General features: G+C 40.0%; 21 protein-coding genes, 2 tRNA genes and 1 pseudogene. 8 read left to right on the forward strand and 16 right to left on the reverse strand.

Going from position 1 to position 23,348, the window contains the following annotated elements; genetic code table 11:
• Positions 1-129 precede the first annotated feature (129 nt).
• Positions 130-1,416 (forward strand): IS1380-like element ISBf12 family transposase, encoded by a 1,287-nt coding sequence (locus EJF25_RS05665; RefSeq protein WP_009040242.1) that lies wholly within the window; start codon positions 130-132, stop codon positions 1,414-1,416.
• Between the two features lie 153 nt (positions 1,417-1,569).
• On the opposite strand, the gene EJF25_RS05670 is transcribed toward EJF25_RS05665, so the two are convergent.
• On the reverse strand, positions 1,570-2,145 hold the full coding sequence (locus EJF25_RS05670; RefSeq protein WP_125040427.1) for a DUF3575 domain-containing protein: 576 nt from the start codon (positions 2,143-2,145) through the stop codon (positions 1,570-1,572).
• 492 nt (positions 2,146-2,637) lie between these two features.
• On the opposite strand from EJF25_RS05670, the gene EJF25_RS05675 reads away from it, so the two are divergent.
• From EJF25_RS05675 to EJF25_RS05695, 5 genes are all read left to right on the forward strand, one after another.
• Positions 2,638-3,273, forward strand: coding sequence for a DUF5033 domain-containing protein (locus tag EJF25_RS05675; protein ID WP_125040428.1), 636 nt, complete (start codon positions 2,638-2,640; stop codon positions 3,271-3,273).
• Positions 3,274-3,607: 334 nt separating this feature from the next.
• Entirely contained in the window at positions 3,608-7,759 is a 4,152-nt protein-coding gene (locus EJF25_RS05680; protein ID WP_125040429.1) for a hybrid sensor histidine kinase/response regulator transcription factor, read from the forward strand.
• Positions 7,760-7,807: 48 nt separating this feature from the next.
• On the forward strand, positions 7,808-8,563 hold the full coding sequence (gene truA / locus EJF25_RS05685) for a tRNA pseudouridine(38-40) synthase TruA (RefSeq protein ID WP_125040788.1): 756 nt from the start codon (positions 7,808-7,810) through the stop codon (positions 8,561-8,563).
• A 76-nt stretch (positions 8,564-8,639) separates the two neighbouring features.
• Positions 8,640-9,542 (forward strand): DMT family transporter, encoded by a 903-nt coding sequence (locus EJF25_RS05690; RefSeq protein WP_125040430.1) that lies wholly within the window; start codon positions 8,640-8,642, stop codon positions 9,540-9,542.
• A 78-nt stretch (positions 9,543-9,620) separates the two neighbouring features.
• Complete coding sequence (locus EJF25_RS05695) at positions 9,621-10,271, forward strand: DUF3256 family protein (protein ID WP_125040431.1); 651 nt, start codon at positions 9,621-9,623, stop codon at positions 10,269-10,271.
• A 34-nt stretch (positions 10,272-10,305) separates the two neighbouring features.
• Here the strand turns inward: EJF25_RS05695 and EJF25_RS05700 are convergent, their stop codons facing one another.
• The 7 genes from EJF25_RS05700 to EJF25_RS05730 form a co-directional block, all read right to left on the reverse strand.
• Positions 10,306-11,394 carry a phosphotransferase enzyme family protein gene (locus EJF25_RS05700; RefSeq protein ID WP_125040432.1) on the reverse strand — a complete coding sequence of 363 codons (1,089 nt, stop codon included), beginning with the start codon at positions 11,392-11,394 and terminating at the stop codon, positions 10,306-10,308.
• 51 nt (positions 11,395-11,445) lie between these two features.
• Entirely contained in the window at positions 11,446-12,336 is an 891-nt protein-coding gene (locus EJF25_RS05705; protein ID WP_125040433.1) for a YitT family protein, read from the reverse strand.
• A 193-nt stretch (positions 12,337-12,529) separates the two neighbouring features.
• Complete coding sequence (locus tag EJF25_RS05710; RefSeq protein ID WP_125040434.1) at positions 12,530-13,939, reverse strand: Gfo/Idh/MocA family protein; 1,410 nt, start codon at positions 13,937-13,939, stop codon at positions 12,530-12,532.
• Positions 13,940-14,105: 166 nt separating this feature from the next.
• A tRNA-Gly gene (locus EJF25_RS05715) sits at positions 14,106-14,178 on the reverse strand.
• A gap of 8 nt (positions 14,179-14,186) precedes the next feature.
• Positions 14,187-14,269 (reverse strand) — tRNA-Tyr (locus EJF25_RS05720).
• A 50-nt stretch (positions 14,270-14,319) separates the two neighbouring features.
• Entirely contained in the window at positions 14,320-14,814 is a 495-nt protein-coding gene (gene ribH / locus EJF25_RS05725; RefSeq protein WP_025074298.1) for a 6,7-dimethyl-8-ribityllumazine synthase, read from the reverse strand.
• A 129-nt stretch (positions 14,815-14,943) separates the two neighbouring features.
• Entirely contained in the window at positions 14,944-15,627 is a 684-nt protein-coding gene (locus EJF25_RS05730; RefSeq protein WP_125040435.1) for a tetratricopeptide repeat protein, read from the reverse strand.
• A 161-nt stretch (positions 15,628-15,788) separates the two neighbouring features.
• Here EJF25_RS05730 and recF point away from each other — a divergent pair, with 161 nt between their 5' ends.
• Both recF and EJF25_RS05740 read left to right on the forward strand, forming a co-directional pair.
• Positions 15,789-16,898, forward strand: a complete 1,110-nt coding sequence (gene recF / locus EJF25_RS05735; protein ID WP_125040436.1) for a DNA replication/repair protein RecF — start codon at positions 15,789-15,791, stop codon at positions 16,896-16,898.
• Positions 16,895-17,182, forward strand: a complete 288-nt coding sequence (locus tag EJF25_RS05740) for a DciA family protein (RefSeq protein ID WP_125040437.1) — start codon at positions 16,895-16,897, stop codon at positions 17,180-17,182. Before recF ends, EJF25_RS05740 begins: the two co-directional genes overlap by 4 nt.
• A 55-nt stretch (positions 17,183-17,237) precedes the next feature.
• On the opposite strand, the gene EJF25_RS24835 is transcribed toward EJF25_RS05740, so the two are convergent.
• From EJF25_RS24835 to EJF25_RS05770, 8 genes and pseudogenes are all read right to left on the reverse strand, one after another.
• Positions 17,238-17,384 (reverse strand): hypothetical protein, encoded by a 147-nt coding sequence (locus EJF25_RS24835; RefSeq protein ID WP_160119380.1) that lies wholly within the window; start codon positions 17,382-17,384, stop codon positions 17,238-17,240.
• A gap of 81 nt (positions 17,385-17,465) precedes the next feature.
• Positions 17,466-19,043, reverse strand: coding sequence for an alpha-L-rhamnosidase-related protein (locus EJF25_RS05745; protein ID WP_200832874.1), 1,578 nt, complete (start codon positions 19,041-19,043; stop codon positions 17,466-17,468).
• Between the two features lie 254 nt (positions 19,044-19,297).
• Complete coding sequence (locus EJF25_RS25050; RefSeq protein ID WP_200832875.1) at positions 19,298-19,477, reverse strand: hypothetical protein; 180 nt, start codon at positions 19,475-19,477, stop codon at positions 19,298-19,300.
• A gap of 494 nt (positions 19,478-19,971) precedes the next feature.
• Positions 19,972-20,161: pseudogene (locus tag EJF25_RS05750) on the reverse strand (histidinol phosphatase); the annotation flags it as partial.
• Positions 20,151-20,660 carry a 5-formyltetrahydrofolate cyclo-ligase gene (locus EJF25_RS05755; RefSeq protein WP_502697241.1) on the reverse strand — a complete coding sequence of 170 codons (510 nt, stop codon included), beginning with the start codon at positions 20,658-20,660 and terminating at the stop codon, positions 20,151-20,153. The gene EJF25_RS05755 and the pseudogene EJF25_RS05750, both read right to left, overlap by 11 nt.
• On the reverse strand, positions 20,611-22,359 hold the full coding sequence (locus tag EJF25_RS05760) for a S41 family peptidase (RefSeq protein WP_125040440.1): 1,749 nt from the start codon (positions 22,357-22,359) through the stop codon (positions 20,611-20,613). The genes EJF25_RS05755 and EJF25_RS05760 overlap by 50 nt, the downstream gene beginning before the upstream one ends.
• A 31-nt stretch (positions 22,360-22,390) precedes the next feature.
• On the reverse strand, positions 22,391-22,840 hold the full coding sequence (locus EJF25_RS05765) for a dCMP deaminase family protein (RefSeq protein WP_125040441.1): 450 nt from the start codon (positions 22,838-22,840) through the stop codon (positions 22,391-22,393).
• Between the two features lie 19 nt (positions 22,841-22,859).
• Positions 22,860-23,348 carry a DUF4847 family protein gene (locus EJF25_RS05770; RefSeq protein WP_125040442.1) on the reverse strand — a complete coding sequence of 163 codons (489 nt, stop codon included), beginning with the start codon at positions 23,346-23,348 and terminating at the stop codon, positions 22,860-22,862.

The following is a 23,348-nucleotide window of genomic DNA, read 5'->3' on the forward strand; positions in this document are numbered from 1 at the left end:
TTCCGCAACACTATTATAAATTAAACTTTTTAAGTACCTGAGCAACAAAAAGTTGCTCAGGATTTTGCCATGTCAGAATTTTCACTTATCTTAGTGTTGCAAAAAAAACAAGAGAATCCGACGATAGACATGGCGAAGATACAAATTAAATCTGAGAGACTCACTCCTTTTGGGGGATTATTTTCAATCATGGAGCAATTTGACTCCACATTATCATCTGTAATCGACTCAACCCTCGGTCTAAGGTGTAGATCGTTCGGTTATCAGTACAGCGAAATCATCCGTTCTCTCATGAGTATCTACTTCTGTAGCGGTTCATGTATTGAGGATGTCACTACTCATTTGATGAACCACCTCTCGCTTCATCCGACACTTCGCACTTGTAGCTCTGATACTATCCTCAGGGCGATAAAGGAGTTGACGCAAGAAAACATTTCATACACATCAGATATGGGCAAGACCTACGATTTCAATACGGCTGACACTCTCAATACTTTATTGCTCAATTGTATATTTGCATCTGGCCAACTGAAAGAGGGTGAGATGTATGATGTTGATTTCGACCATCAGTTCATAGAGACAGAGAAGTATGATGCAAAGCCTACATACAAGAAGTTCCTTGGTTATCGCCCTGGCGTGGCGGTTATTGGCGATTTGATAGTCGGTATAGAGAATAGCGATGGTAACACAAATGTTCGTTTCCATCAGAAGGACACGCTGAAGAGGTTCTTTGCGAGATTTGAACAGAATGGGCTCACTATCAATCGCTTCAGAGCTGATTGTGGATCATGTTCCGAGGAAATCGTGGAGGAAATAGAAAAACACTGCAAGTCCTTCTATATCCGTGCTAACCGCTGCAGTTCGATCTACAATGACACCTTTGCTCTCAAAGGCTGGAAAACTGAGGAAATCAATGGCATTGAGTTTGAATTGAACTCTATCCTTGTTGAGAAGTGGAAAGGTAAGGCATATCGACTTGTGATTCAAAGACAGAAACGGATGGATGGTGTGCAGGATTTTTGGGAAGGAGAATACACATACCGTTGTATCCTGACTAACGACTATGATTCTTCCGTAAGAGAAATTGTCGAGTTCTATAACCTTCGTGGAGGAAAGGAACGTATCTTCGATGATATGAACAATGGTTTCGGGTGGGACAGATTGCCCAAATCCTTCATGGCAGAGAACACAGTGTTCCTTCTTCTTACAGCACTTATCCGTAACTTTTACAAGGCCATTATTCAAAGACTTGACGTAAAGAAGTTCGGGCTCAATGCAACAAGTCGCATAAAAGCGTTTGTCTTCAGGTTTATCTCTGTACCAGCCAAGTGGATCAGGACATCAAGGCGGTATGTGCTGAACATCTATACCTGTAATAATGCTTACGCAGATGTTTTCCAGACTGATTTTGGATAATGCCTACAACTTATGGGAATGATATTGTGTATTGCCTCAAGTCACATTGTGGGGTAAGGGGATATTGTAGGCAGAAGTGGGTGCTTCAAGTTCAAATTATCTGCAAATTCAGTAATGAGAGGACGTGTAAACGCAATAAGGACGTTCAAGGGCTTAGTTGCGGATTTGAGGGATTAAACTAATAGCAGCTTTGGTGGGACCCACGTAATTCTTGTGTCCCTCGCCTTTCTTTTCACCGCAAGTCTTACATTCAAATTGTTCATACTTGACACGCGCATACCCGAAGCCGATATTTCCTTCCAGATTCCAGTGCTTACCCAAAATCCATTGGTAACCGTAGGATACACCCGCACCATAGAAATGGCCTTTGAAGCGGTGATCTTTCAATTCGGTCCAAATGCCCCAAGGCATATCAATGGCGGCAGCCTGATAAACGCCTCCGTGAAGATGTACTCCAACGAAGTGGCCGTTGAATTTATCACAGAACCAGTAGCGGAGTTCCGGTTGGAAAGTAAGCATCTTCATCATTTTCTGGTTTTTATAGCTCCAGGGATTGTAATTGGCGTACAAATCCAGGGTTAGCTTTTTACTCAGACTCACTTCGGCGCCAAGATTGATGATTTTCAACGCGTCCATTACAACATTTGTCTTTACGCCAACTACCTGACTGTATAAAAAGGTGGAGGCAAACAAAGCTACACTTAAGATTATGATTCTTTTCTTTTTCATCGTATGATGGGTTTTGTTTGTTGATCAATACAAAGTAGGGATATTCAAAATATCCGTTAAAGGGCAGATTCATCTTTCTTTTCTCCCGTTCCAGTGGAAATTAATAAACTGTGTGGTGTATCTTTCATTTCAGGTGGTATATCATTCAAGTGTTTGATGGGTGTTTTTTTATTGCTGTATGTGAATTAATCGCATATGATAGGTGATTAATACTTGTATATTCTGATTAAGTACTTGAATAGGTTGTATTTCATTCATTAAAGAGTGGTAAATCGTTCATTTTTCCTTTAAAAATGCTTCTTTATATGAATTAAATACCATACGTTTGTATCAGACAAACAAAACAAGGTTCTAAGAAACCGAATCAAATATTTATTTTTTTAAGATTCCCTCCTGAGGAACATGAGCAAACAAACAATGAAGTAATCAATGAATTGAAAAACAATTCATAAATAAATTATTAAAATGAATTAAAATTTAGGAGGAAATATCATGAAGTCAATTAAATTCTTTTTAGCTTGTGTACTTGTATTAGCTTTCACTGCATGTTCAAATGCTGAGAGTGATGGTTTTGAAGATAATTCTTCATCTTTTGAATCCATGAGATCTTTATATGGAATTGAGACTGCTTCTCTTGAAACACAATCAGAGAATATTCCTTCTGTTACAGCGGAAGAAATGCGTGGTGTATTGGAAGCTCTTCGCAAAAACAGTGATATTTCTTATGATTGTAAAGTAGAAGATGTGGAAGGATATTACGGAACCGGTAATGATAAGAAAACAGTGATGATGACTGCTGAGTATAAAGCTCGCACAAGATCGGGAGCTCTTCTGGAAAACTTTGCACTTTGCGTATCATTGAAATTCAATATCGATAAAAATTCAGTATATTATGTTGGTACTTCTTACGACTGTGTGACTGACTTGTTCGCTTGGAAGGGATACGGTGCTTCAATTTCTGCAACTCCTGAAGGTGGTACAGTGTTTACTTCTACTTCTTACATCTATTTCCGCGTAAGCGACGAGGGTGACTGTTTGGTGAAAGTACCGGTTAGCTTCAAAGGTAGCTATGATTTTGATGCTGCTCAAGGTACTTATAATTTTATACTTTCAAAGGCTGTGAACTGATCCTGTTCGATAAAAACAATAACAATAGGTATGAAAAAATATTAATGACTCTGGGATGTTCGTTATTCTTAAAAGAGTCTGAAAGAGGAACCAAACAACAAACAGAGATAGTATAGGTAATGTATTGAAAAATAAAGTGTTATGTGGATGGAGATGTAATGTGAACTTATATCGAAGGGGATGTGTTCTGAATAACTCTGTTGATTCTTGTATAGGATTGACAGAGTTATTTTATTGTGAATTATTCCTAAAAAAAACATCTATATACTTTTGTTGTAATTATATATATCTATATTTAACAAATAATTGCACATAAACAAACATTGAGCAAGTTATGAGGGGAGTAATTTTTACGATATTGGTCCTGTTTGAAATCTGCAGGGCATTTCCACAGGATATTCATTGGAATCCGGAACCAATGATTATTAAAAACGGAATAAATGACCGCACTGTTTATGATATTTCTTCTAGTAAAGAAGGTTTTTTATGGTTGGCGACGGATGAAGGAATTACCCGCTATGATGGTTTTCGTTTTCGTAATTATCCGCTGGTTACTAGTTTGGATTCAACATCAATACCTTTAAATCAGGTTGTAAAGTCTCTCAAAGAATCACAGGACGGTTTACTGTATCTTCAACTTTTTCAAGGGGGAATGACTTGTTTCGATAAAAAAAAGGAGATCTATCTGCCACTTCATTTCGATAAGCCTTTTAATATTCGGGGAATTCAGGATTTTTGTTGGAATGGCGAAACTCTGTATTTAGCTACTACTCAAGGATTATTTTCTTCGACTTCTCAACGTGTAAAAGAAGATGATAAAGATATTGTGTCCTGTACCCTAAAAGTGAAACCGCTGGTGAAAGGCAATATAACTCATTTGTGTGCGGATGGTAAAACGAATCTTTATCTTGTCATTGACGGGGATAGAGTGGTACGATATGATCTTGCAACTGGGAAAAGCTCATTGATGCAGCAAGGAAATGTTGTGAACCGTATATTTCTGATGAACGGTTATTTATGGATCTGCAAGTCATGGAGTGACTTGGTATGTTATGATCTGAAAAGTGGAAAAGAACGGATGATTTCAATTGGGACAATTGATAAAGTTGATTATTCTACTTCGTATATAACGGATTTAACGTGTAAGAATAAGAAGATTTATTATTTGACTACTTTAGAAGGATTGTTCAGATTGGAATTTGATAATGAGGATCTTAGTGAAAGTCCTTATTCTTTGGAAGCGGTGGTACAAAATGAGGGCCGTTTTGGTCTTCGTATGGATACCAGAATGATGAGTGTATGCTGGGATAATGATCAAAAGAACTTGTGGACAAGTGGCTCTGGTGGTGGAATTGCAAAATTCGATATCAGTAACAATATGTACAACCGGGTGAAACAGGAGTTTAAATCTCGGGTACATGGAATGGTAGAGGATGCGAAAGGGTATGTCTGGTTGGTGATGAATGATGGTAAAATAATGAAGAGTACTACTCCGGAGTTTTCTATAAATACTTCTTTTGAATTATGGACAAAGTCGTCTGATTTCTTTGGGCATTATCATATTTATAAAGATCAGAATGAATGTATCTGGCTGGGAAATAATCATGGGGAAGTTGTGTGGATCGACCCTGATACGGATACGAAAGAGTCTTTTCAGCTTCAGACTAAAGAAGGGGAAAAAATGGATGCTGCCATTTATCAGTTTTGTATGGACTCGCGTAAACGTTTATGGGTAGCTACTTCGCACGGATTGATGCAGGTGGATCCGGGGTCTCGTGCCTGTAGTAAGATAGAACCGTTGAATGAAAAAATTGATGGCGTATTGTCGGTCGCAGAAGATAAGGAAGGAAATATCTGGTTAGGGACTAATAAGGGACTGAAAAGATTGGAATGGCAAGGTGAACGGATTTTGCTGGTGGGGAATTATGAACGCGAGAATAGGCTGGAAGAGTCTGCTGTAAGGACTGTATTCGTGAATAATTATAATCAGATCTATGCAGTATATCTGAATGCAATTGTTCGTATTGACGGTAGGGATAAGGAGAAATTTGAGTCTATATATACACTGGGAAATGGATTGACTTGCGGGCACGTGAGTTGTATGGTAGATGATCAGGTGGGTAATACGTGGGGTGGAAATAGTGTGGGAATCATTACTATCAGGAATGGGGGGGATTCTTTTTATAATTATCTGTCTGCAGGGGCATGTGTAGCTGTATGCCGGTTACATGACGGTCAGTTGTTGTGGGCGGACTCCAAAGGATTGATCTATTTTGATCCGGAGGTGGTAAAAAGTAATACTGGCAGCCAGAAGTTGCTACTGACGGATATAGAGGTAAATGGAGAATCCATTATGGCAGGGGAGACGAGAAACGGACAAATGATTCTTTCATCTTCACCGGATGTACAGAAAGAATTGGTGTTTAATTCGGATAATAATGATTTCCGTTTGTACTTTTCTGATCTGTGCTTTGAAACCATGCAACGGAAGATAGCTTATCGTTTATTACCTTTGGATAAAGATTGGCATGTGAAATCTTTATCCGAAGGATTGGGATATAATAGGCTTCCTGCGGGAAAGTATATATTAGAGGCAAAATTGATTTTCCTCGATGCAAAAGAAAGTGGAACGATTGAAATTCCCATTGTGGTGAAGTCTGAGTGGTATTATACGATATGGGTATATGTGATCTATGGATTACTAGTTGCTGCTTTGGTTTATTTTATATTTCGTCGTTTCAGAGTCAGAGATATTCGCAGGCAAGTGCGTCGTAACCGGGAAATGATATTGAAAGAAAATTTGAATTTGGAAAAGATGAAACATGAACAGAAAGTGGAAATAGATGCCATGAGGAATCGGTTGCTGACATTGTTTGTTCAGGAATTGCGAACTCCTCTCTCTTTGATAATTGCACCGTTGAAGGATTTGTTGGAGGAACAGTCTCTTGTTCCGCATTTTGCTTCCCGTGCGCAGATGGCTTACAGAAATTCACTTCGAATGCTCGATGTCTGCAATCAGTTGTTGGCCATTTACGAACAAGGAAACCAGAATGAGAAGCTGGAAGTTACTCCTTGTCAGATAGAAAAGCTGATTGATGGTAATTTGTTTGATTACAGGGAGTTATTAAAAGCGCATCCGATTACTTTTCAGTTTGAAAAACGGATTAAGAAAAATCTGGAATGTTATGTGGATAAAAAAAAGTTGGAAACAATTTTGCATAATTTGTTGTCGAATGCTTTTACGCATACAAATTATACCGGAACTGTGTCACTGACTGTTTGCGAAACAATGGAAAGACAGATGCATTATGTTACGATTATAGTCGAAGACAATGGGAAAGGATGGGTCAAGACTACTGAACAATTGATGAACGATAAGGTACAGGAGAATGATATACCTTCGGTACAGCTAGGCTTTACTTTCATGCGGCATATTGTGGAAATGCATCATGGTATTATTTCATTAGAAAGCATAGAAGGAAAAGGTACGAAGGTTGTTGTGAGTTTGCCATTAGGAAAGACGGTCTTCGAAAATGATCCGAATGTTGTCTTTGTTAATCCGGATACGTCAAAAAATGACATGCCGGAATCACAGCAGGAACAGCTGTTGACAGATATGGCAACAAATGATATCCTGAAACAGAAAGTTGTGGTGCCTGCTGAGATATCTATTTCCGAAGAAACGAAGGCTTCTTCTGTGACAGGATCTAAGAAGACATTGTTGATTGTGGAAGATCATAAAGATATCCGTCTTTATCTGAAAGTATTATTAGGTAAGGAATACAACTTACTGATGGCAACGAATGGTCAGGAAGGGGTGGATATTGCTAAAAAGGAGCTTCCGGATTTGATCATTTGTGATGTGATGATGCCAGTGAAAGATGGATTTGAATGTTGTCGGGAAGTAAAAGAGGGGTTGGAAACATGCAATATTCCTTTTATTATGCTGACTGCGAAAGTGGAAGATGAAGATATTATCCATGGCTTGGAGATGGGGGCGGATGATTATATTTTAAAACCGTTTACTCCCGGTATATTGAAGGCAAAGATACATAATCTTATTAATGGGCGGATTGCTTTGAAGCAGATATACACCAGATTATTTACTTTACCGGGTATGGATAATGTAACGGAAAAGAATGAAGCGGATACTGCTAAGGATAAGGTGAAAGTGGAAGATCCGTTTATCAGTTCAGTGATCAAGATTGTGGAAGATAACATTTGTGAAGCTGATTTCAGTGTGAAAAAGTTGGCTTCGGAGATGAACATGAGCCAGCCTACATTATATCGTAAGGTAAAACAAAGTACTGATTATACTATTATAGAACTTATCCGCGGAGTGCGTATGCGCCGGGCAGCGGTTTTATTGAAAACGAAGAGATACGGAGTTCAGGATGTTGCTGAAATGGTAGGATATAATGATATTCCAACTTTTAGAAAGCATTTTGTGGATGCTTTTGGCACGACTCCTTCTACTTATGAATGAAAAAATGACTACTTTTGCATGCGAAAACTTTTAAAAGTAGGAACGAACGTGCAAAGGTATTTTATTTATTTGGCTTATGATGGGACTAACTATCACGGTTGGCAGATTCAACCTAATGGGATCAGTGTGCAGGAATGCCTGATGAAAGCATTGTCCACATTCCTATGTCATGATATTGAGGTGATAGGTGCCGGTCGTACGGATGCGGGTGTACATGCTTCTCTGATGGTAGCGCATTTTGATCATGAAGAATGGCTCAATACTGATTCTGTAACTGACAAGTTAAATCGATTATTGCCTCCGGACATTTCTGTTTATCGGGTGTGTCGGGTCAAACCGGATGCTCATGCACGTTTTGATGCTATAGCCCGGACTTACAAATACTACGTAACAACAGCTAAATATCCCTTCAATCGGCAATACCGTTGCAGGGTTTATAATTCGTTGGATTATGAACGTATGAATGAGGCTGCACTTTTGCTTTTTGAATATAGTGATTTTACAAGTTTCAGTAAACTTCATACGGACGTAAAGACTAATATTTGTCATATTACTCATGCCGAATGGGCACAAGAGGACGATAATACTTGGGTGTTTACTATTCGTGCCGACCGTTTTCTGAGGAATATGGTGCGTGCTATTGTCGGTACATTACTCGAAGTTGGTCGTGGAAAATTGTCTTTGGAGGGCTTTCGGCAAATCATTGAACAGAAAGACCGCTGCCAAGCCGGATCATCAGCTCCCGGACATGCTTTGTTTTTGGTAAATGTAGAATATCCCAAAGATATCTTTTTTAGTATATAAATATCAAATTATATAATAAAATGAATTTAACTTATATGCAATACTTAATTCTTCATTCTTAACTTTTTATTTAAAAATGTGGTTATTATTAGCTTTTCTCTCAGCTACTTTGCTGGGCTTTTATGATGTATTCAAGAAACAATCATTGAAAGATAATGCAGTGTTACCTGTGTTGTTTCTAAATACACTTTTTTCCAGTCTTATTTTTTTGCCATTTATTCTTATATCTGCATATGAGCCCAATCTATTGGGAGGAACCATATTTAATGTGCCGGTAGCCGGGTGGGAGCAACATAAATATATCATCATTAAGTCGTTTATTGTGTTATCCTCCTGGATATTCGGTTATTATGGAATGAAGCATTTACCGATTACTATTGTGGGGCCAATCAATGCTACCCGTCCGGTGATGGTGCTTGTCGGGGCGATGTTGGTATTTGGTGAACGGTTGAATTTTTATCAGTGGATAGGTGTATTGTTAGCTGTTGCCTCCTTCTTTATGTTAAGCCGTTCGGGAAAGAAAGAGGGAATTGACTTTAAACATAACAAATGGATCTTTTTCATCGTTCTTGCTGCCATCATGGGTGCTGTCAGTGGACTTTATGATAAATATCTGATGAAGCAATTGAATCCAATGTTGGTACAGTCTTGGTATAATGTCTATCAAGTGTTTATTATGTGCCCTATCTTATTGTTGCTTTGGTGGCCTAAACGTAAATCTACAACTCCATTCCATTGGGATTGGACCATCATTCTGATTTCCATTTTTCTTTCGGCAGCAGATTTTGTTTACTTTTATGCACTAAGTTATGATGACTCCATGATCTCTATTGTTTCTATGGTTCGTAGGGGAAGTGTTATCGTCTCTTTCATTTTCGGTGCTATCTTCTTCCGTGAAAAGAATTTAAAAAGTAAAGCGATTGACCTTATACTAGTGTTAATCGGAATGATATTCTTATATTTGGGAACGAAATCATGAAATGTTTAAAATTATAAGGTTATGGAGGAGGAACTCTATTGTAATTTATGATTTTTTATAAGGTAATTTTGAAATAATATGAAAGTAAATAGATTGGTTTTTAACATATCTTTTTTTGTTATCGGAGTATTTTCATTTGTCTCATTGCAGGCTCAGGAAGCTAAAACTCTGTTTATAAATATGCCGGATTCTCTGAATCTTATTCTGACAAAGGTAAATCGGGAGGATTGTATTGATTTTCTGGAAAGTAAGATGAAAGCAGAAGTTGAGAATCGATTTGGTGAAAAATCTGAAATGACTGCTTTAAGCAAAGACTATATTCGCATGCAAATGTCTCCGCAAACTACTTGGCAGATGAAATTGTTGGCACTGAGTGATTCAACTAATGTCATTTGTGTAGTTAATACTGCTTGTGCCCCTGCTTGTGATAGTAATATAAGCTTTTATACAACGGTTTGGGAGCCTCTGTCGGCATCTCAGTTCATTACTCTCCCGGCGATGGATGATTTTTTCGTTGTTCCCGATTCGGCAGAAATATATGATTATAATGAAGTTCGTCGTCCAGCCGATATATTGTTGGTGAAAGCCGAGCTTAATAAAGAAAATACGGAATTGGTATTTACTTTAGCTACTCCGGACTATATGTCAAGAGAAACAGCGGAGAAACTGAAACCATTTCTCCGCCGTCCTATTGTTTATCAATGGAAAAACGGTAAATTTTCCAAATAATACCGTTCATTATCCATTATTCATTCTCGATTAACTATTTACTTAAACACTCCTCGATAATTTGTATCATTTCTGGTGTATGTGCTTCTACACTTTGAAGTAATTTGAATTGTGCTTTGGTACGGACTAGATTATGTTCGGGATACTTGATCTTATAGTAAGTATCTCCATTGATATGGTCAGCAAGAAACCGTACACATTGCATGTATGGGAATAACGCTGCTGCATACGGTAAGTTTTCGATTTCGATAGGGGTTAGGAATGATTTGGCACTTTCCAAATAGCCTTTAGTAAATGCCTTAAAGATATCCATGTTGAAATTTACCCGGTTAAGGTCTTTGTCGTCTTCATCCCCCGTATTAGCGCCCGTGCGCAAGAAGTCGCCATAGTCGGAGAAGATAAAACTAGGCATTACAGTATCCAGATCGATTACACATAATACTTTTCCATCTTCGTCGAACATCATATTATTCACTTTAGTATCGCAGTGGCACACACGTTTGGGAAGCTTACCTTCGCGATGCAAACGTTCAGCTTTGCACATTTCATCAGCACGTTTCTCTATTTCGTCCAAATAGTATTGCATCTCTGCTACTCGTCCGACTGCATCGGCAGCAACAGCATCACGAAGTTGTTGAAGACGGAATTCCATGTTGTGAAAGTCAGGAATAGTTTCACCTAACATTTCCGGAATATCAGCCAACATTGCTTGGAAATTACCGAATGCCTTTCCAGCATAGCAAGAGTATTCCGGATTGACAGTTTCAAATGTTTGGGCACGTGGTATGAATACCATAATACGCCAATAGCTGTCACCATCGAACCAATAAGTTTTTCCTTTTTCTGTTTCCAGAAAATTCAGGACTTTACGCTCTATATCTGATTCACCTGCTTCCGTTAGTTTCTTGCGAATATGTTTTGTGACAGCAGCAATATTGGATTGCAGCATCTCTACATTCTGGAAGATAGCATGATTAATTCGTTGGAGAACATAATCGGGGGCGTCTGTCTCTTTTGTATTTACCTTGTAAGTATCATTGATAAGTCCTGTCCCCAAAGGTTTGATATTTTCTACTGTACCTTGGATTTTGAACTTTGATACAATTTGTGATAAGTCTTTCATGAGTCTTTTATTTAAATAGTTTATACTAAGGTTATTCTTAATCTTGACTTTTTATTTTACTTTGATATGATCGAAACCTTCTCCGTATACTCCAATGACCGCACTTTGTGAAACAAAAGCATTTGGGTCAATATCCTTTATGAGTCGGAAAATGATGGTTGATTCGCGTTTCTTTGCCAATACAAACATCATTTTTACTCCTTTACCAGTATAAAAGCCTGTGGCATTGATAACCGTTACTCCACGATGGGGATATTCGTTGATATGTCGTCCTATTTCTTCATATTTGTTGGATATGATAAAGAACTGGACGGATTGTCGTGCACTATTCACCACTTGGTCGAGTACAAAACTACAGATGTAGAGTGTCACGAAACCATATACTACTTTTTCCCAATCCTTTAAGACAAAATAGCTGGAAGAGATGATGATAAGATCACAGATTAACACGACCCTTCCCAAAGTGATATCCCTGTATTTATTGATGATAGCTGCAATGATATCCGTACCGCCGGTACTTCCATTGGCCGAAAAGGCAATTCCGATACCGCTTCCGCAGAATGATGCACCAATAACGCATGCCATGAAAGGTTGGTCGTGAAGAAGAGTGATACCTGATGATACTTTCTGAATCACTGATAGAAAGAAGGTCAGAGTAAATACTCCGAAGATTGTTTTAATGCAGAATTTTAATCCCAATAGTTTTAAAGCCAATAGTAGCAGGAAGAAGTTAATACTGAAATAGGTATATTGTACGGGAAATCCTGTAGCCCAATATACGATAGATGCAATGCCTGGCACTCCTCCGGTAGTAATATCATTGGGAAGGAGAAAAACAGTCCATCCGATTCCGTAGAGAATCATGCCGATAGCAATCATTACGTAGTCTTTTGCTTCCCGAAGGATAGTCTGTCTAGAGGGTTTTAAAGCTGCTGTTTTCATATAAAGATAATGTGTAATTATCGAGTGAATGTCTTATTCAGAAGGTTGATTATCTGTCATTGTATAATTTGTCAGACGCGAATTCAGCGAATACTACGGATTTAAAATAAAATAAATCCATAGTATCTGCGTCATCCGCGTCCCAAAATACAAAGTGTACACTTCTGACTTTGCTTTTCAAGTATGTCACTATTTATTTAGCAAAGGCGTATTGGAAACCTTTTACTTTGTTCCATCCACCACGGGTAAAGTCGGGGATTTCTACAGGAGCAGAATTGTTTTCGATAGAAAGTCTGGTGAGTTCAGCCATGCAGCACCATTCTGCGAGGTCATATACATCCATATCTAATGGCAAACCGTTACGTAGGCAGTATATCAAGCGATAATCCATGATATAGTCCATACCACCGTGACCGCCTACTTTTTTTGCAGTCTCTTCCAATTCTTGATCCAGAATAGGACTTCTATACTTAGCCATCAATGCCTGTTTTACATCTGCCGGAACAGAACCGTGTGCATTTAGATTTTCATGGTTGGGTATCTCGTCAGCTTTCACTTGTGAAGGTCTCAGACAGTATTCCTCAATTGGATATTTGCTGGCATAGCCATCGGTTCCGACTACCTGATACATACGACTATAAGGGCGTGGTGTCATTACATTGTGCTGGATAAGCATAGTACGTTCATTTTCTGTACGAATAATAGTCGTGGTCTGGTCACCGTTCTGGAAGTCTTTCACATCTTCTCCAGTTTGTTTCTTAATAAATGCCGGACCATTTACAGCTTTCGTATCCATAGCAACTAAAGTTTTCATACGGTCACCACGATGGATATTGAGAACTTGGCAAGCAGGCCCCATGCCATGAGTAGCATAAACATCTCCACGATGTAAGCGGTTGTAGTCCATACGCCAATTATTCCAGTAATAAGGCCAGAAATCTTCCAGATTATGGATATATGAACCTTCCACATGGAGAACCTCACCGAATACTCCTTGCTGTGCCATATTCAAAGTTGTCATTTCGAAGAAATCGTATACACAGTTCTCTAACTGCATACAATGTTTGCGAGTTTTTTCAGATGTGTTGATAAGCTTCCATATTTCTTCCAATGTCATAGCGGCAGGGACTTCGATAGCTACATGCTTACCATGTTCCATAGCATATACGCCCATTTCAGCATGATGCTTCCAATCTGTAGCAATATACACAAGATCAATGTCATCGCGTTCACATAATTGTTTCCAAGCATCTTCTGTGCCAGTATAAGAAGCCGCTTCCGGCAAACCGGCTTTCTTTAGGATATTTTGTGATTTTTCTACGCATTCAGGACGGATGTCGCAAAGAGCGACCACTTTAGTTCCAGGAATGTAGGCAAAACGTTCTACTGCTCCGGGACCTCTCATACCTAATCCGATGAAACCGACACGAACTGTCTCTAGTTTTGGGGTTACTAACTGAATAACATCTTCTTGTCCGGAAGGACGATCGGGTGTTTCTACTTGAAGAGGTTTAAATGCTTCTTTTTCTTTTTGGGTACAGCAACTAGTTTGACAGGTTAATAAGGTAAAACCGATTGCCAATGAAATTAGCAGTTCTTTCATGATTTTTTTAGGGGGTTAAAGGGTTAATTAGTGTGTTTTCTTTCAGAAGCCAAAAATAGTAATTAATCATAAATTAATTGCTTTTATTTTAGAATATTTCAAATAAAAGGAAGAGAAAAGGGGGGAGAAATAAAAAAAGAGAATCTGAATCTCAGATTCTCTTGAGAGCGGAAGACGGGGCTCAAACCCGCGACCCTCAGCTTGGAAGGCTAATGCTCTATCAACTGAGCTACTTCCGCAATTTTAGTGGGCAAAGATGGATTCGAACCACCGAAGTCGAAAGACAGCAGATTTACAGTCTGCCCCATTTGGCCACTCTGGTATTTGCCCTTTTTTGCTTTTGAGGAGGTTTGTTTCTCAATCGCGGTGCAAAGATACAACTATTTATTTAAACTCCAAACAAAATCGATCATTTTTATTGCAGTAATTGCACATTCGTCTCCTTTGTTACCTAGTTTGCCACCGGCTCTATCCTCTGCTTGCTCCATTGTATTGGTGGTAATTAATCCGTAAATCACTGGTATATCGCCAGTTGCGTTTAATTCGGTAATTCCTTGAGTTGCTCCCATACAAACATAGTCAAAATGTGGAGTATCTCCTTTAATTACGCAACCAATTGCAATGATTGCATCAATCTCACAATTTTCCATCATTTGGTTAGCACCAAAAGTCAGTTCAAAACTTCCCGGAACTGTTTTAACCAAAATGTTCTCTTCTTTGGCTCCATGTTTTTTCAGTGTATTGATTGCACCGTTTAATAGAGCACCGGTAATATTGAAATTCCATTCTGATACAACAATACCAAATTTCATGTTTTCAGCATTAGGAACAGAATTAAAATCGTATTCGGACAGGTTATGATATGCAGTTGCCATAATGTGTAAATTTAAAGGGGGTTAATAAATGATTTAAAAAAAGCACGGATTATACGGATATCACGGTTCTGAATATAACCCGCTTATCCGTGTAATCCGTGCTCAAGTTTCTTTATACAATAAGGTATGTTATTTCTTCATCAATTTAGCCTGTTCGATATATTTGTCGATATCGATAGCTTGGTAAGACTGGAAATATTTATCTTTGATTTTCGTATAAGCCTCTACAGCGTCGTCGAATTTTCCTTGTTTCACTAGGATCTCACCTGCTTGCATCAGGAAAATAGGGCTCAATGTGTTATTGTCAGCTTTGGCTGCAGCCGATAACAAAGTAGAAGCAGCTTTATCCAACTGTCCGAGTTGTGCATAACAGTTTCCTGTAGCACCCAAAATAGCAGGAGCTACCATTTGGTCATCGCTGCTGAAGCCATCCAGCATTTTAATTGCATCTTCATATTTACCAAGTTGTGCATAACAAATACCTGCATAAGCTTTAGCCAGATTGGCAGCTTTTGTTCCGCTGTATTCATCTGCTACTTTCAGGAAACCTGTAAAACCGATGCTGTCACCGTTTAAAGCTTGTTCAAAAGCATCTTGTTCAAAGTATTCTTGTCCTTTGAAAAGTGCTGCCTGTGCTTTCTCTTCACGTGGCTCTGCATAGAGGTGCTTGTACATGATAAAACCTGCTACGATAATGACTACAGCTGCAACACCACCGATGATTGCATTTTTGTACTTGATAAGAAATGCTTCCGATTGTGTCAGTGCATCTTCTACGTTCAGATGTTCGTTCTGATTCTTTTGTTCTGCCATTTTTATATGATTCTTTTTGTTATTATTCGTTGTTCGATAATTCGACTCGCAAAATTAGTTTTTTTATATCTACCAACGAAATTTAGAAGCATCTTTTTTTATATTACACTCGAAAACCACGAAAATCTTGCTACTTTTGTGAACAAATTAACGTGTGTGCAATGATACTGAAACGGATATCCATATTAAATTATAAGAACCTGGAACAAGTAGAGTTGAATTTCTCTGCTAAACTGAATTGTTTTTTCGGGCAGAATGGGATGGGGAAGACGAATTTGCTGGATGCTGTCTACTTCTTGTCTTTCTGTAAAAGTTCGGGCAATCCGATTGATTCTCAGAATATTCGTCACGAACAAGATTTCTTTGTGATTCAGGGATTTTATGAGGCGGAGGATGGAACACCGGAAGAAATTTATTGTGGAATGAAACGTCGTTCGAAGAAACAGTTTAAACATAATAAAAAAGAATATAGTCGTTTTTCCGATCATATTGGTTTTCTTCCATTAGTGATGGTTTCACCTGATGACTCGGATTTAATCTCAGGAGGAAGTGACGAACGCCGCCGTTTTATGGATGTTGTGATTTCTCAGTATGATAAGGAATATCTGGATGCTTTAATTCGATACAATAAAGCATTGGTGCAACGTAATACCTTGTTGAAAAGTGAGTTCGCGGTGGAGGAAGAGTTGTTTCTGGTATGGGAAGAGATGATGGCACAAGCCGGTGATATTGTATTTCGTAAGCGTGAGGCTTTTATCAGCGAGTTTATTCCTATTTTCCAGTCCTTTTATTCTTTTATTTCTCAGGATAAGGAGCAAGTCGGTCTGTCCTATGAGTCGCATGCAAAGGATACTTCATTACTGGAAGTGTTGAAGCAGAGCCGGGAACGGGATAAGATTATGGGATTTTCATTGCGTGGCATTCATAAAGATGAGTTAAATATGCTTCTGGGTGAGTTTCCTATTAAGAAAGAAGGATCGCAGGGACAGAATAAAACTTATCTGGTTGCTCTGAAACTGGCACAGTTTGATTTCTTGAAACGTACGGGAAGGACTATACCTCTCTTGTTATTAGATGATATTTTTGATAAGTTGGATGCTTCGCGTGTAGAACAGATTGTGAAACTGGTAGGGGGGGATAATTTTGGTCAGATTTTTATAACGGATACTAACAGGGAACATCTGGATCGTATTTTATATAAAGTAGGAAGTGATTATAAAATGTTCTGTGTAGAACAAGGCGTCATTCGTGAAATGGAGGTGGAACCATGAAAAGAAATAATGCGGAACAAATCGGGAAATTGATTCAACAGTTTCTTCGTCAGGAGAGTCTTGAATCTCCGTTGAATGAACAACGATTGATCGATGCCTGGCCTCAAGTGTTGGGACCTGCGGCAAGTTATACCAGTAATCTTTATATTCGTAATCAAACGTTATATGTACATTTGACTTCTGCTGCTCTTCGTCAGGAGTTGTTGATGGGACGAGAGGTTTTGGTACGCACTCTGAATCAGAAAGTCGGAGCAACAGTAATTACCAACATTATTTTTCGGTAAGGAAAGGAACCTTATCAATTACTTTCATTTCCAGATTCTGAAACGTTTGACGGGCTCAGTCGTAGTAGACGGGAGTTTCTAAATATCGGTAATGATGCGCATTTATTCTGATAATGGCAGTGAAGCATTTATGTACTGCTATTTTCCAGAATTCGGGATGAAAAGACGGGGATGAGCCGATAGCAAATAATCTGTTTTCCATACCTTCAATGGCTCCTCAGACACCGGAAGAGCACAGTAGATGAAAGGCAAATGTCTATGATCGAGAGATATCTCATGGGCTCTATTTGTCTGCTGTGATAGTCCATTCACCTGCCTTGACTGTGAATTTAACGAAAGCATCGTCATCCTGTGTGGCAGTTCCGTAACTGCTGTGTGGAATGAACTGTCCCTGCTGCCAGATACGTTTTCCGTCAAGAGCAATTTTTGCGTATTTGCGTTCGATGCCGACGATGCAGGTTGTATTATCTGGTACGGAAATCTTCAAGGTAAAACGTTTCGATGTTTTCTCAAACGAACTTCGGATCGTACCGGCTATGGACGGAACTACGGTCGAGGCACGGTTGATGTTGCCGGGTTGAGGAACGATCTGGAATGTCCGGTAAGCTGGCTCGACCGGAGCTACGCCGCATAGATAGCGGGAGAGAACATTTAGTGCACCGCCGCTCCAAGCATGATTGACAGTAGCTTTATCGTTCCAAACCTCGTAAAGCGTTGTATAACGATCGTCTTTCACCATCGGTTCAAAACGTTGCCGGATTCGCTCCAGTGCGAACTCAGGATAACCCATGACGAAAAGTGCCTCCATGACATAACGCTCCATGTAGGGGCTGGCATGGTATTCTTTATGCAGCGTTTCGACAATAGCCGGATACTTGTCTGTCCCGGCAGCCCCGATGACCGCAGCAAGTGCCTGTACACGATCGTCTGTTTTACCTTCATAACCCGGAGTACGGTAGGCCTTACCGTTCCAGAAGCGGTCGTTGAATCCCTTTTCGAAATTCTTCATCCACTCAGCCCATGTTCTGGCATCATTCGTTTTACCTAATGCTTGTGCAGTTCGTTGCATGCCCTTTATCGCATGATAAAAGAGGATGTTGTGTATGGCTACGATATCCACATTTGACCCCCAGTCGCCCCATTGCCATTCGCCGTGGCGGAATACGACCGTACCATCGTGTTCGGTCTGCCAGAGTGCAAGGTAACGTTTCACTCCGTCGTATAGGTCGGCAAGAGTTTCCCGGTCGCCCGTCTGCATGTAGTAGTTCCACAATCCGAAATAGCCGATTGTAGATAAAACCTGTCCCGACAATTCTTTCGTCCAGTTGCCGGCGGGGACCGGGGCGAAGAGCTGACCATTAGGTTTCTGCCAGCCAACTATTTCCCGAAGCCATTTGCGGGTCAAGTCATCCGCCGAACGAGAAAGCACATAGTAAGCCTGTTCCGCTTCATTCACTGCGTCGCCTGTCCACTGTGCCCGTTCGCGTTCCGGACAATCCATATAGGTGTCGCGCATGTTGACGTAGAGCGTGCGTGCAGCCTTCGTCCACAATTTTTCGAAGAAAGGGTCACTACAGTGGAATTCACCTGCGAATTCCGCATTGTATCCCGTCTCGCGGTATTTCACCTCCGGACGTTTCATACCGTGCGGATAGACGTAGTAGACTTTGTGACCGTTCATCCAACCGTAACACTCGAATTCCTGCTGACCTTTACCTGTGATATATTCGGCCCGGAGAATATGCTCACCGGTGAATTTCAGGTAGTTATCCGTATATATCTCAATAAGCTGTCCTTCGGTAACATCAGTTTTCAACCAGGGAGTGACATGTGCGTTGTAAGGTAGCGTGCAGATGAGCATATCGTGCGTATTGCCGATCTTTTCTTCGATGGCTACATAGTCGGTTAATCCAAAATCTTTCCAAAGTGGAATGGGACGCTTGTGGAGCTTGTTCCATGGAGCCTCTCCCGCTTCGCGAATTTCGATGCATTCGCCGAGATGGATATCATGGTTTGTTTGCCAGCCTTTTGGGGCTCGGCGACTGTCGTAGCGTATGCTCGACTCGGATAGTCTGAAATTGGGTTCAGGGGCCGGTGCTGTTGAAAAAGCATTCATCAGACTGCCGCCCCAACTCGCATCAGAGAGAATCTCGATGCCCGGAGTTTGGCAGTCGAACAGTAGTCCGGCTTTGCCACTGCTGTTGTGCGAAAAGCCATCCTTGCCGAAATACCATACCAATACGGCAATGGTATTGTTTCCTTCACGCAGATAGGGAGCGATGTCCACTTCGTCATAGTAGGTGTCTTTGCGGTTGGGACCACGTTTGAGACCGCCTTCGCGTACCACGATCTCTCCGTTTACCCAAAGCCAGTATTTCGAATCGACTGCAATGCGGGCTATTGCTTCTGTAGGGACTTGTGCAACGGAAACCTGCTTGCGGAATCCAATCCAAGTGTTTGGCAGGTTCTGATTGACCATAGGGGTGATCCATTTCGCCTTCCATTCCGTTGCGGAAGCGTATGCGAGTCCTGCCAGCAGGAACAACGTCATTAAAATCCACTTTCTCATATTCTGAAGTATGTTGGAATGAGTTGATAACTTCGTTTGTTATTACTGTTTTAGTTAACTTAAATAATTTCCAGTCTAAATGATTTTACACTTAAGTGTAAAACCTAATGAAGTTGTCACATTAGGATTACAAATATATTACCTGCTCTTTGTTTTACCAAATATTTCGGCAATTTTCTATATGCCATTTGTTCGATGGAAAATATTCTCAGTCGAGGATCTCACATTCCAACCCGATTTTGATACTAATCTGATTCTTATATTTTTCCCGTAACAAGCGGAGACTTTCAATGTATTCCGATAATTTTTCGGGAAACATTCGGATATCGGATATATAATTTGTATGGTACTTCCAAATCACTTTCTGTCGTATGGTGGCAGCGGGTGGTGTGGGTGTGATCATTCGTTCTCCTTGATTGTTATAATAATATCCATGCGGATATCATGTGGCTCTGTCGGAACTTCTTCCACTAATTGAAATGGAAAGCAGATACCGGCCTTGTAGGCTGACGGGATTTGTGGCAAAAGACGGTCATAATAACCTTTTCCCCGTCCTAACCGATTTCCTTTCTGATCGAAGGCTACACCGGGAACGACAATAAAGTCTATAAAATCATAGTCTGTGAATGCTTCACCTACTGGTTCTTTTATGCCATAACTACTGATTTGCATATCTTCGGAGGCGGTATATAATCGCAGTTCCAACTCATTACCTACGACTACCGGTAGCAGAATCTGTTTTTTATTACTCCACTTCCGGATAAAGTCGTGTGTATCTACTTCATCATTCAGTGAATGATAGAGCAATACGGTTTTTGCCGCTCTGAAAGCCGGGTGAGCTTCAAGAGCGGCGAGTATTTTAGCAGAGTGTTGTTTCTGCATATCTGAAGATTTTAGTTGGATCTTCATGGATGATACATGCATTCGCAGTTCTTTTTTCCTTTCCATCGTTTTTATCCTTTGTTGCTTCTTCTTCCGTTGTTTCGGGAGCTTTAGGAAAAGCTTCTCCTTTTTGAAGAATCTCTATTCCTTTGTTGACAGTAGCATCTGTCTGATTGAAGTATTTGATATAGGCTTCCAGACCTAACATATTATAGATAATGTTACCATAAATATTTCTTTCGAGTAACTTATATGATTTCTGGATTAAGATATTTCTTCTCTTCACTCCCTTGCTTTCTGCATAATGGATAAATTGTTCTATCAGACCTTGGCGGCGCAAGTAATTCAATAATTCTTCTTCAGTCTCATATTGGCTGAGTTTCTGACGATTGTTATCTGTATATTGGAAAGTGAACTGATTCGTCAGTCCCCGGCTGATAACCGTAGACAGATAAGTCGTAACTCCTGTTGTATCTTGAGGAACGAATATATCTGGCATGATACCGCCACCACCATATACTGGGCGTCCTAAACTGGTGTAATAGAGCTCATTTTCATTTTGCTTGATACTATCACGTGAGAAGAATTCACCATGTTCGTAACGGTTGTATATATCCAATTCATAGTTCCGGTCTTTGCCGCTTTCATAAGGGCGTTGAATACATCTTCCGGATGGAGTATAATATCGTGCAATAGTTAAGCGGATGGCAGAGCCGTCACTAAAGTCAATTGGTTGTTGTACAAGCCCCTTTCCGAATGAACGACGTCCTACAATTGTTCCGCGGTCATTATCCTGTATAGCTCCGGTGAAAATTTCACTGGCAGATGCAGAACCTTCGTCAGTTAAAACGATCAGAGGTATTTTCTGGCAACTTCCTGTGCCGTTGGCAAATTCTTCTGCACGAGGATATTTTCTACCCTGAGTATATACAATCAGTTTGCCTTCGGGTAAGAATTCATTCACCATGCGGATGGCCGCTTCCATATATCCTCCGGTATTGCCACGAAGGTCGATAATCAGACCTTTGCTGTTCTTGTGGTTCAGTTGAGCCAGTGCATTAAGTAATTCAACATGGGTAGTACGTCCGAATTTGCTAACTTTCACATAACCGATACTATCGTTTAGCATATAAGCAGCATCAACCGTATTTTGAGGAATATCCCCGCGTGTGATGGAGAAATCCAATAAGTTTTTCTCACCCATACGTTTTACGCCCAATTTTACTTGAGAACCTTTCGGACCTTTCAATGTACGCATTGCGCGTTCATTGGTCACCTGTTTACCAACAAATAAACTATCGTCTACCATGATGATACGGTCACCTGCCATCAGTCCTACTTTTTCGGAAGGACCACCTTGGATCACAGCATTTACATGGATCGTATCATTCTGTATGGTAAATTGAATACCGATTCCACTAAAACTTCCTTCAAGTTCTGAATTGACTTCTTCCAGATTTTGGGCAGGAATATAAGTTGAATGCGGATCGAGCTCTGCAAGGATTTGTGGCATTGCTTTTTCCACAAGATCAGCCATGTTTACGGTATCTACGTATTGATCATCTACAATCCGTAACAAGGCATTCAACTTGTTGGATGAACCGTTGATAATACCCAGACGGTTGCCGGCAAAGTGTTTGGCATAAAAAGTACCGATAAGAATCCCGATAACCACGCTGATAGCTATGATGACAGGTGTAAAACGTGAAGAGTTTTTTGTACTCATGTCTATTCCTTTTTTTTTAACGTTCTTCTTTTTATTTGTTAGGTGAGGAATGATCGTCCGGTTCTGTATAGACAATTTCAATTCCTGCTCGTTTTAATAGTTCTATTCCATCTTCCAGACGGTAGTGCTCTGAGTAAACTACTCGTTTGATTCCTGCCTGAATGATGAGTTTCGCACATTCAATACATGGTGAGGCAGTTACATACATCGTAGCCCCGTCACTGCTGTTGTTAGAGCGGGCTATCTTGGTGATGGCATTTGCTTCAGCGTGAAGAACATACGGTTTTGTGAGATTGTTTTCGTCTTCGCATACATTTTCGAATCCAGAAGGTGTTCCGTTGTATCCGTCGGAGATAATCATCTTATCTTTTACGATCAATGCTCCTACTTTACGACGCTGACAATATGAGTTTTCTGCCCATATACTGGCCATACGTATGTAACGCTTGTCAAGTTCTGATTGTTTCTTTTCTGTGTCCATCTTGTCGATTCTTTTTTGCTTACTTTACCACGCGGAAAAACATGCGGAATGTTCCTATTGAATTTTTGTAAATAAGATATAGATTATTCTCATCCCCTTGATAAGAAGCAGCAGCGTTTATTCCTTCCAGAAAGTTTTCAGCAAGCTTATCATTGTCGCTTTGTCCTTTGATAGTAGCATTGAATCCGTTGTTTTTAGCATTGGCACTCCAGGTACCACTCAGATTGCTGGTAACTGTTGTTCCATTTATTTTTCCTTCAATGACGTCTCCTTCTATTATCCCCTCAAATTTGATTGTATAGGTATTGGTCAGATTCAGCTTTTTGATAGTCTCTTCTTTTGAGATTCCCCAAAATGGTTCGTACATTCTGGTTTCCCCATCTCTGGCAATAAAGGAAAGTTTCCAGGTTTTTCCTGTAAAGATAGCGGCTACGTCATCTGTGTCATTACAACCTGCAAACAGAGGTAGAAGCATTAACAGGCATACTATTTTATATATCACTTTCAT

It is taken from the genome of Bacteroides faecalis (genome assembly GCF_003865075.1).
GTDB lineage: Bacteria > Bacteroidota > Bacteroidia > Bacteroidales > Bacteroidaceae > Bacteroides > Bacteroides faecalis.

Excerpts from the sequence above, each read along its gene's own strand:
- ribH (WP_025074298.1), bottom strand. The coding sequence starts at position 14,814 with ATGGCAACTGCATATCATAACCTGTCCGAATACGATTTTAATTCTGTT.
- EJF25_RS05765 (WP_125040441.1), bottom strand. The coding sequence starts at position 22,840 with ATGGACACAGAAAAGAAACAATCAGAACTTGACAAGCGTTACATACGT.
- EJF25_RS05665 (WP_009040242.1), top strand. The coding sequence starts at position 130 with ATGGCGAAGATACAAATTAAATCTGAGAGACTCACTCCTTTTGGGGGA.
- EJF25_RS05680 (WP_125040429.1), top strand. The coding sequence starts at position 3,608 with ATGAGGGGAGTAATTTTTACGATATTGGTCCTGTTTGAAATCTGCAGG.
- EJF25_RS05695 (WP_125040431.1), top strand. The coding sequence starts at position 9,621 with ATGAAAGTAAATAGATTGGTTTTTAACATATCTTTTTTTGTTATCGGA.
- EJF25_RS05770 (WP_125040442.1), bottom strand. The coding sequence starts at position 23,348 with ATGAAAGTGATATATAAAATAGTATGCCTGTTAATGCTTCTACCTCTG.
- EJF25_RS05700 (WP_125040432.1), bottom strand. The coding sequence starts at position 11,394 with ATGAAAGACTTATCACAAATTGTATCAAAGTTCAAAATCCAAGGTACA.
- EJF25_RS05670 (WP_125040427.1), bottom strand. The coding sequence starts at position 2,145 with ATGAAAAAGAAAAGAATCATAATCTTAAGTGTAGCTTTGTTTGCCTCC.
- EJF25_RS05705 (WP_125040433.1), bottom strand. The coding sequence starts at position 12,336 with ATGAAAACAGCAGCTTTAAAACCCTCTAGACAGACTATCCTTCGGGAA.
- EJF25_RS05675 (WP_125040428.1), top strand. The coding sequence starts at position 2,638 with ATGAAGTCAATTAAATTCTTTTTAGCTTGTGTACTTGTATTAGCTTTC.
- recF (WP_125040436.1), top strand. The coding sequence starts at position 15,789 with ATGATACTGAAACGGATATCCATATTAAATTATAAGAACCTGGAACAA.
- EJF25_RS05755 (WP_502697241.1), bottom strand. The coding sequence starts at position 20,660 with ATGAAGATCCAACTAAAATCTTCAGATATGCAGAAACAACACTCTGCT.
- EJF25_RS05730 (WP_125040435.1), bottom strand. The coding sequence starts at position 15,627 with ATGGCAGAACAAAAGAATCAGAACGAACATCTGAACGTAGAAGATGCA.
- EJF25_RS05740 (WP_125040437.1), top strand. The coding sequence starts at position 16,895 with ATGAAAAGAAATAATGCGGAACAAATCGGGAAATTGATTCAACAGTTT.
- EJF25_RS05745 (WP_200832874.1), bottom strand. The coding sequence starts at position 19,043 with ATGCTCATCTGCACGCTACCTTACAACGCACATGTCACTCCCTGGTTG.
- EJF25_RS25050 (WP_200832875.1), bottom strand. The coding sequence starts at position 19,477 with ATGACGAAGTGGACATCGCTCCCTATCTGCGTGAAGGAAACAATACCA.
- EJF25_RS05690 (WP_125040430.1), top strand. The coding sequence starts at position 8,640 with ATGTGGTTATTATTAGCTTTTCTCTCAGCTACTTTGCTGGGCTTTTAT.
- EJF25_RS05760 (WP_125040440.1), bottom strand. The coding sequence starts at position 22,359 with ATGAGTACAAAAAACTCTTCACGTTTTACACCTGTCATCATAGCTATC.
- EJF25_RS24835 (WP_160119380.1), bottom strand. The coding sequence starts at position 17,384 with ATGGAAAACAGATTATTTGCTATCGGCTCATCCCCGTCTTTTCATCCC.
- EJF25_RS05710 (WP_125040434.1), bottom strand. The coding sequence starts at position 13,939 with ATGAAAGAACTGCTAATTTCATTGGCAATCGGTTTTACCTTATTAACC.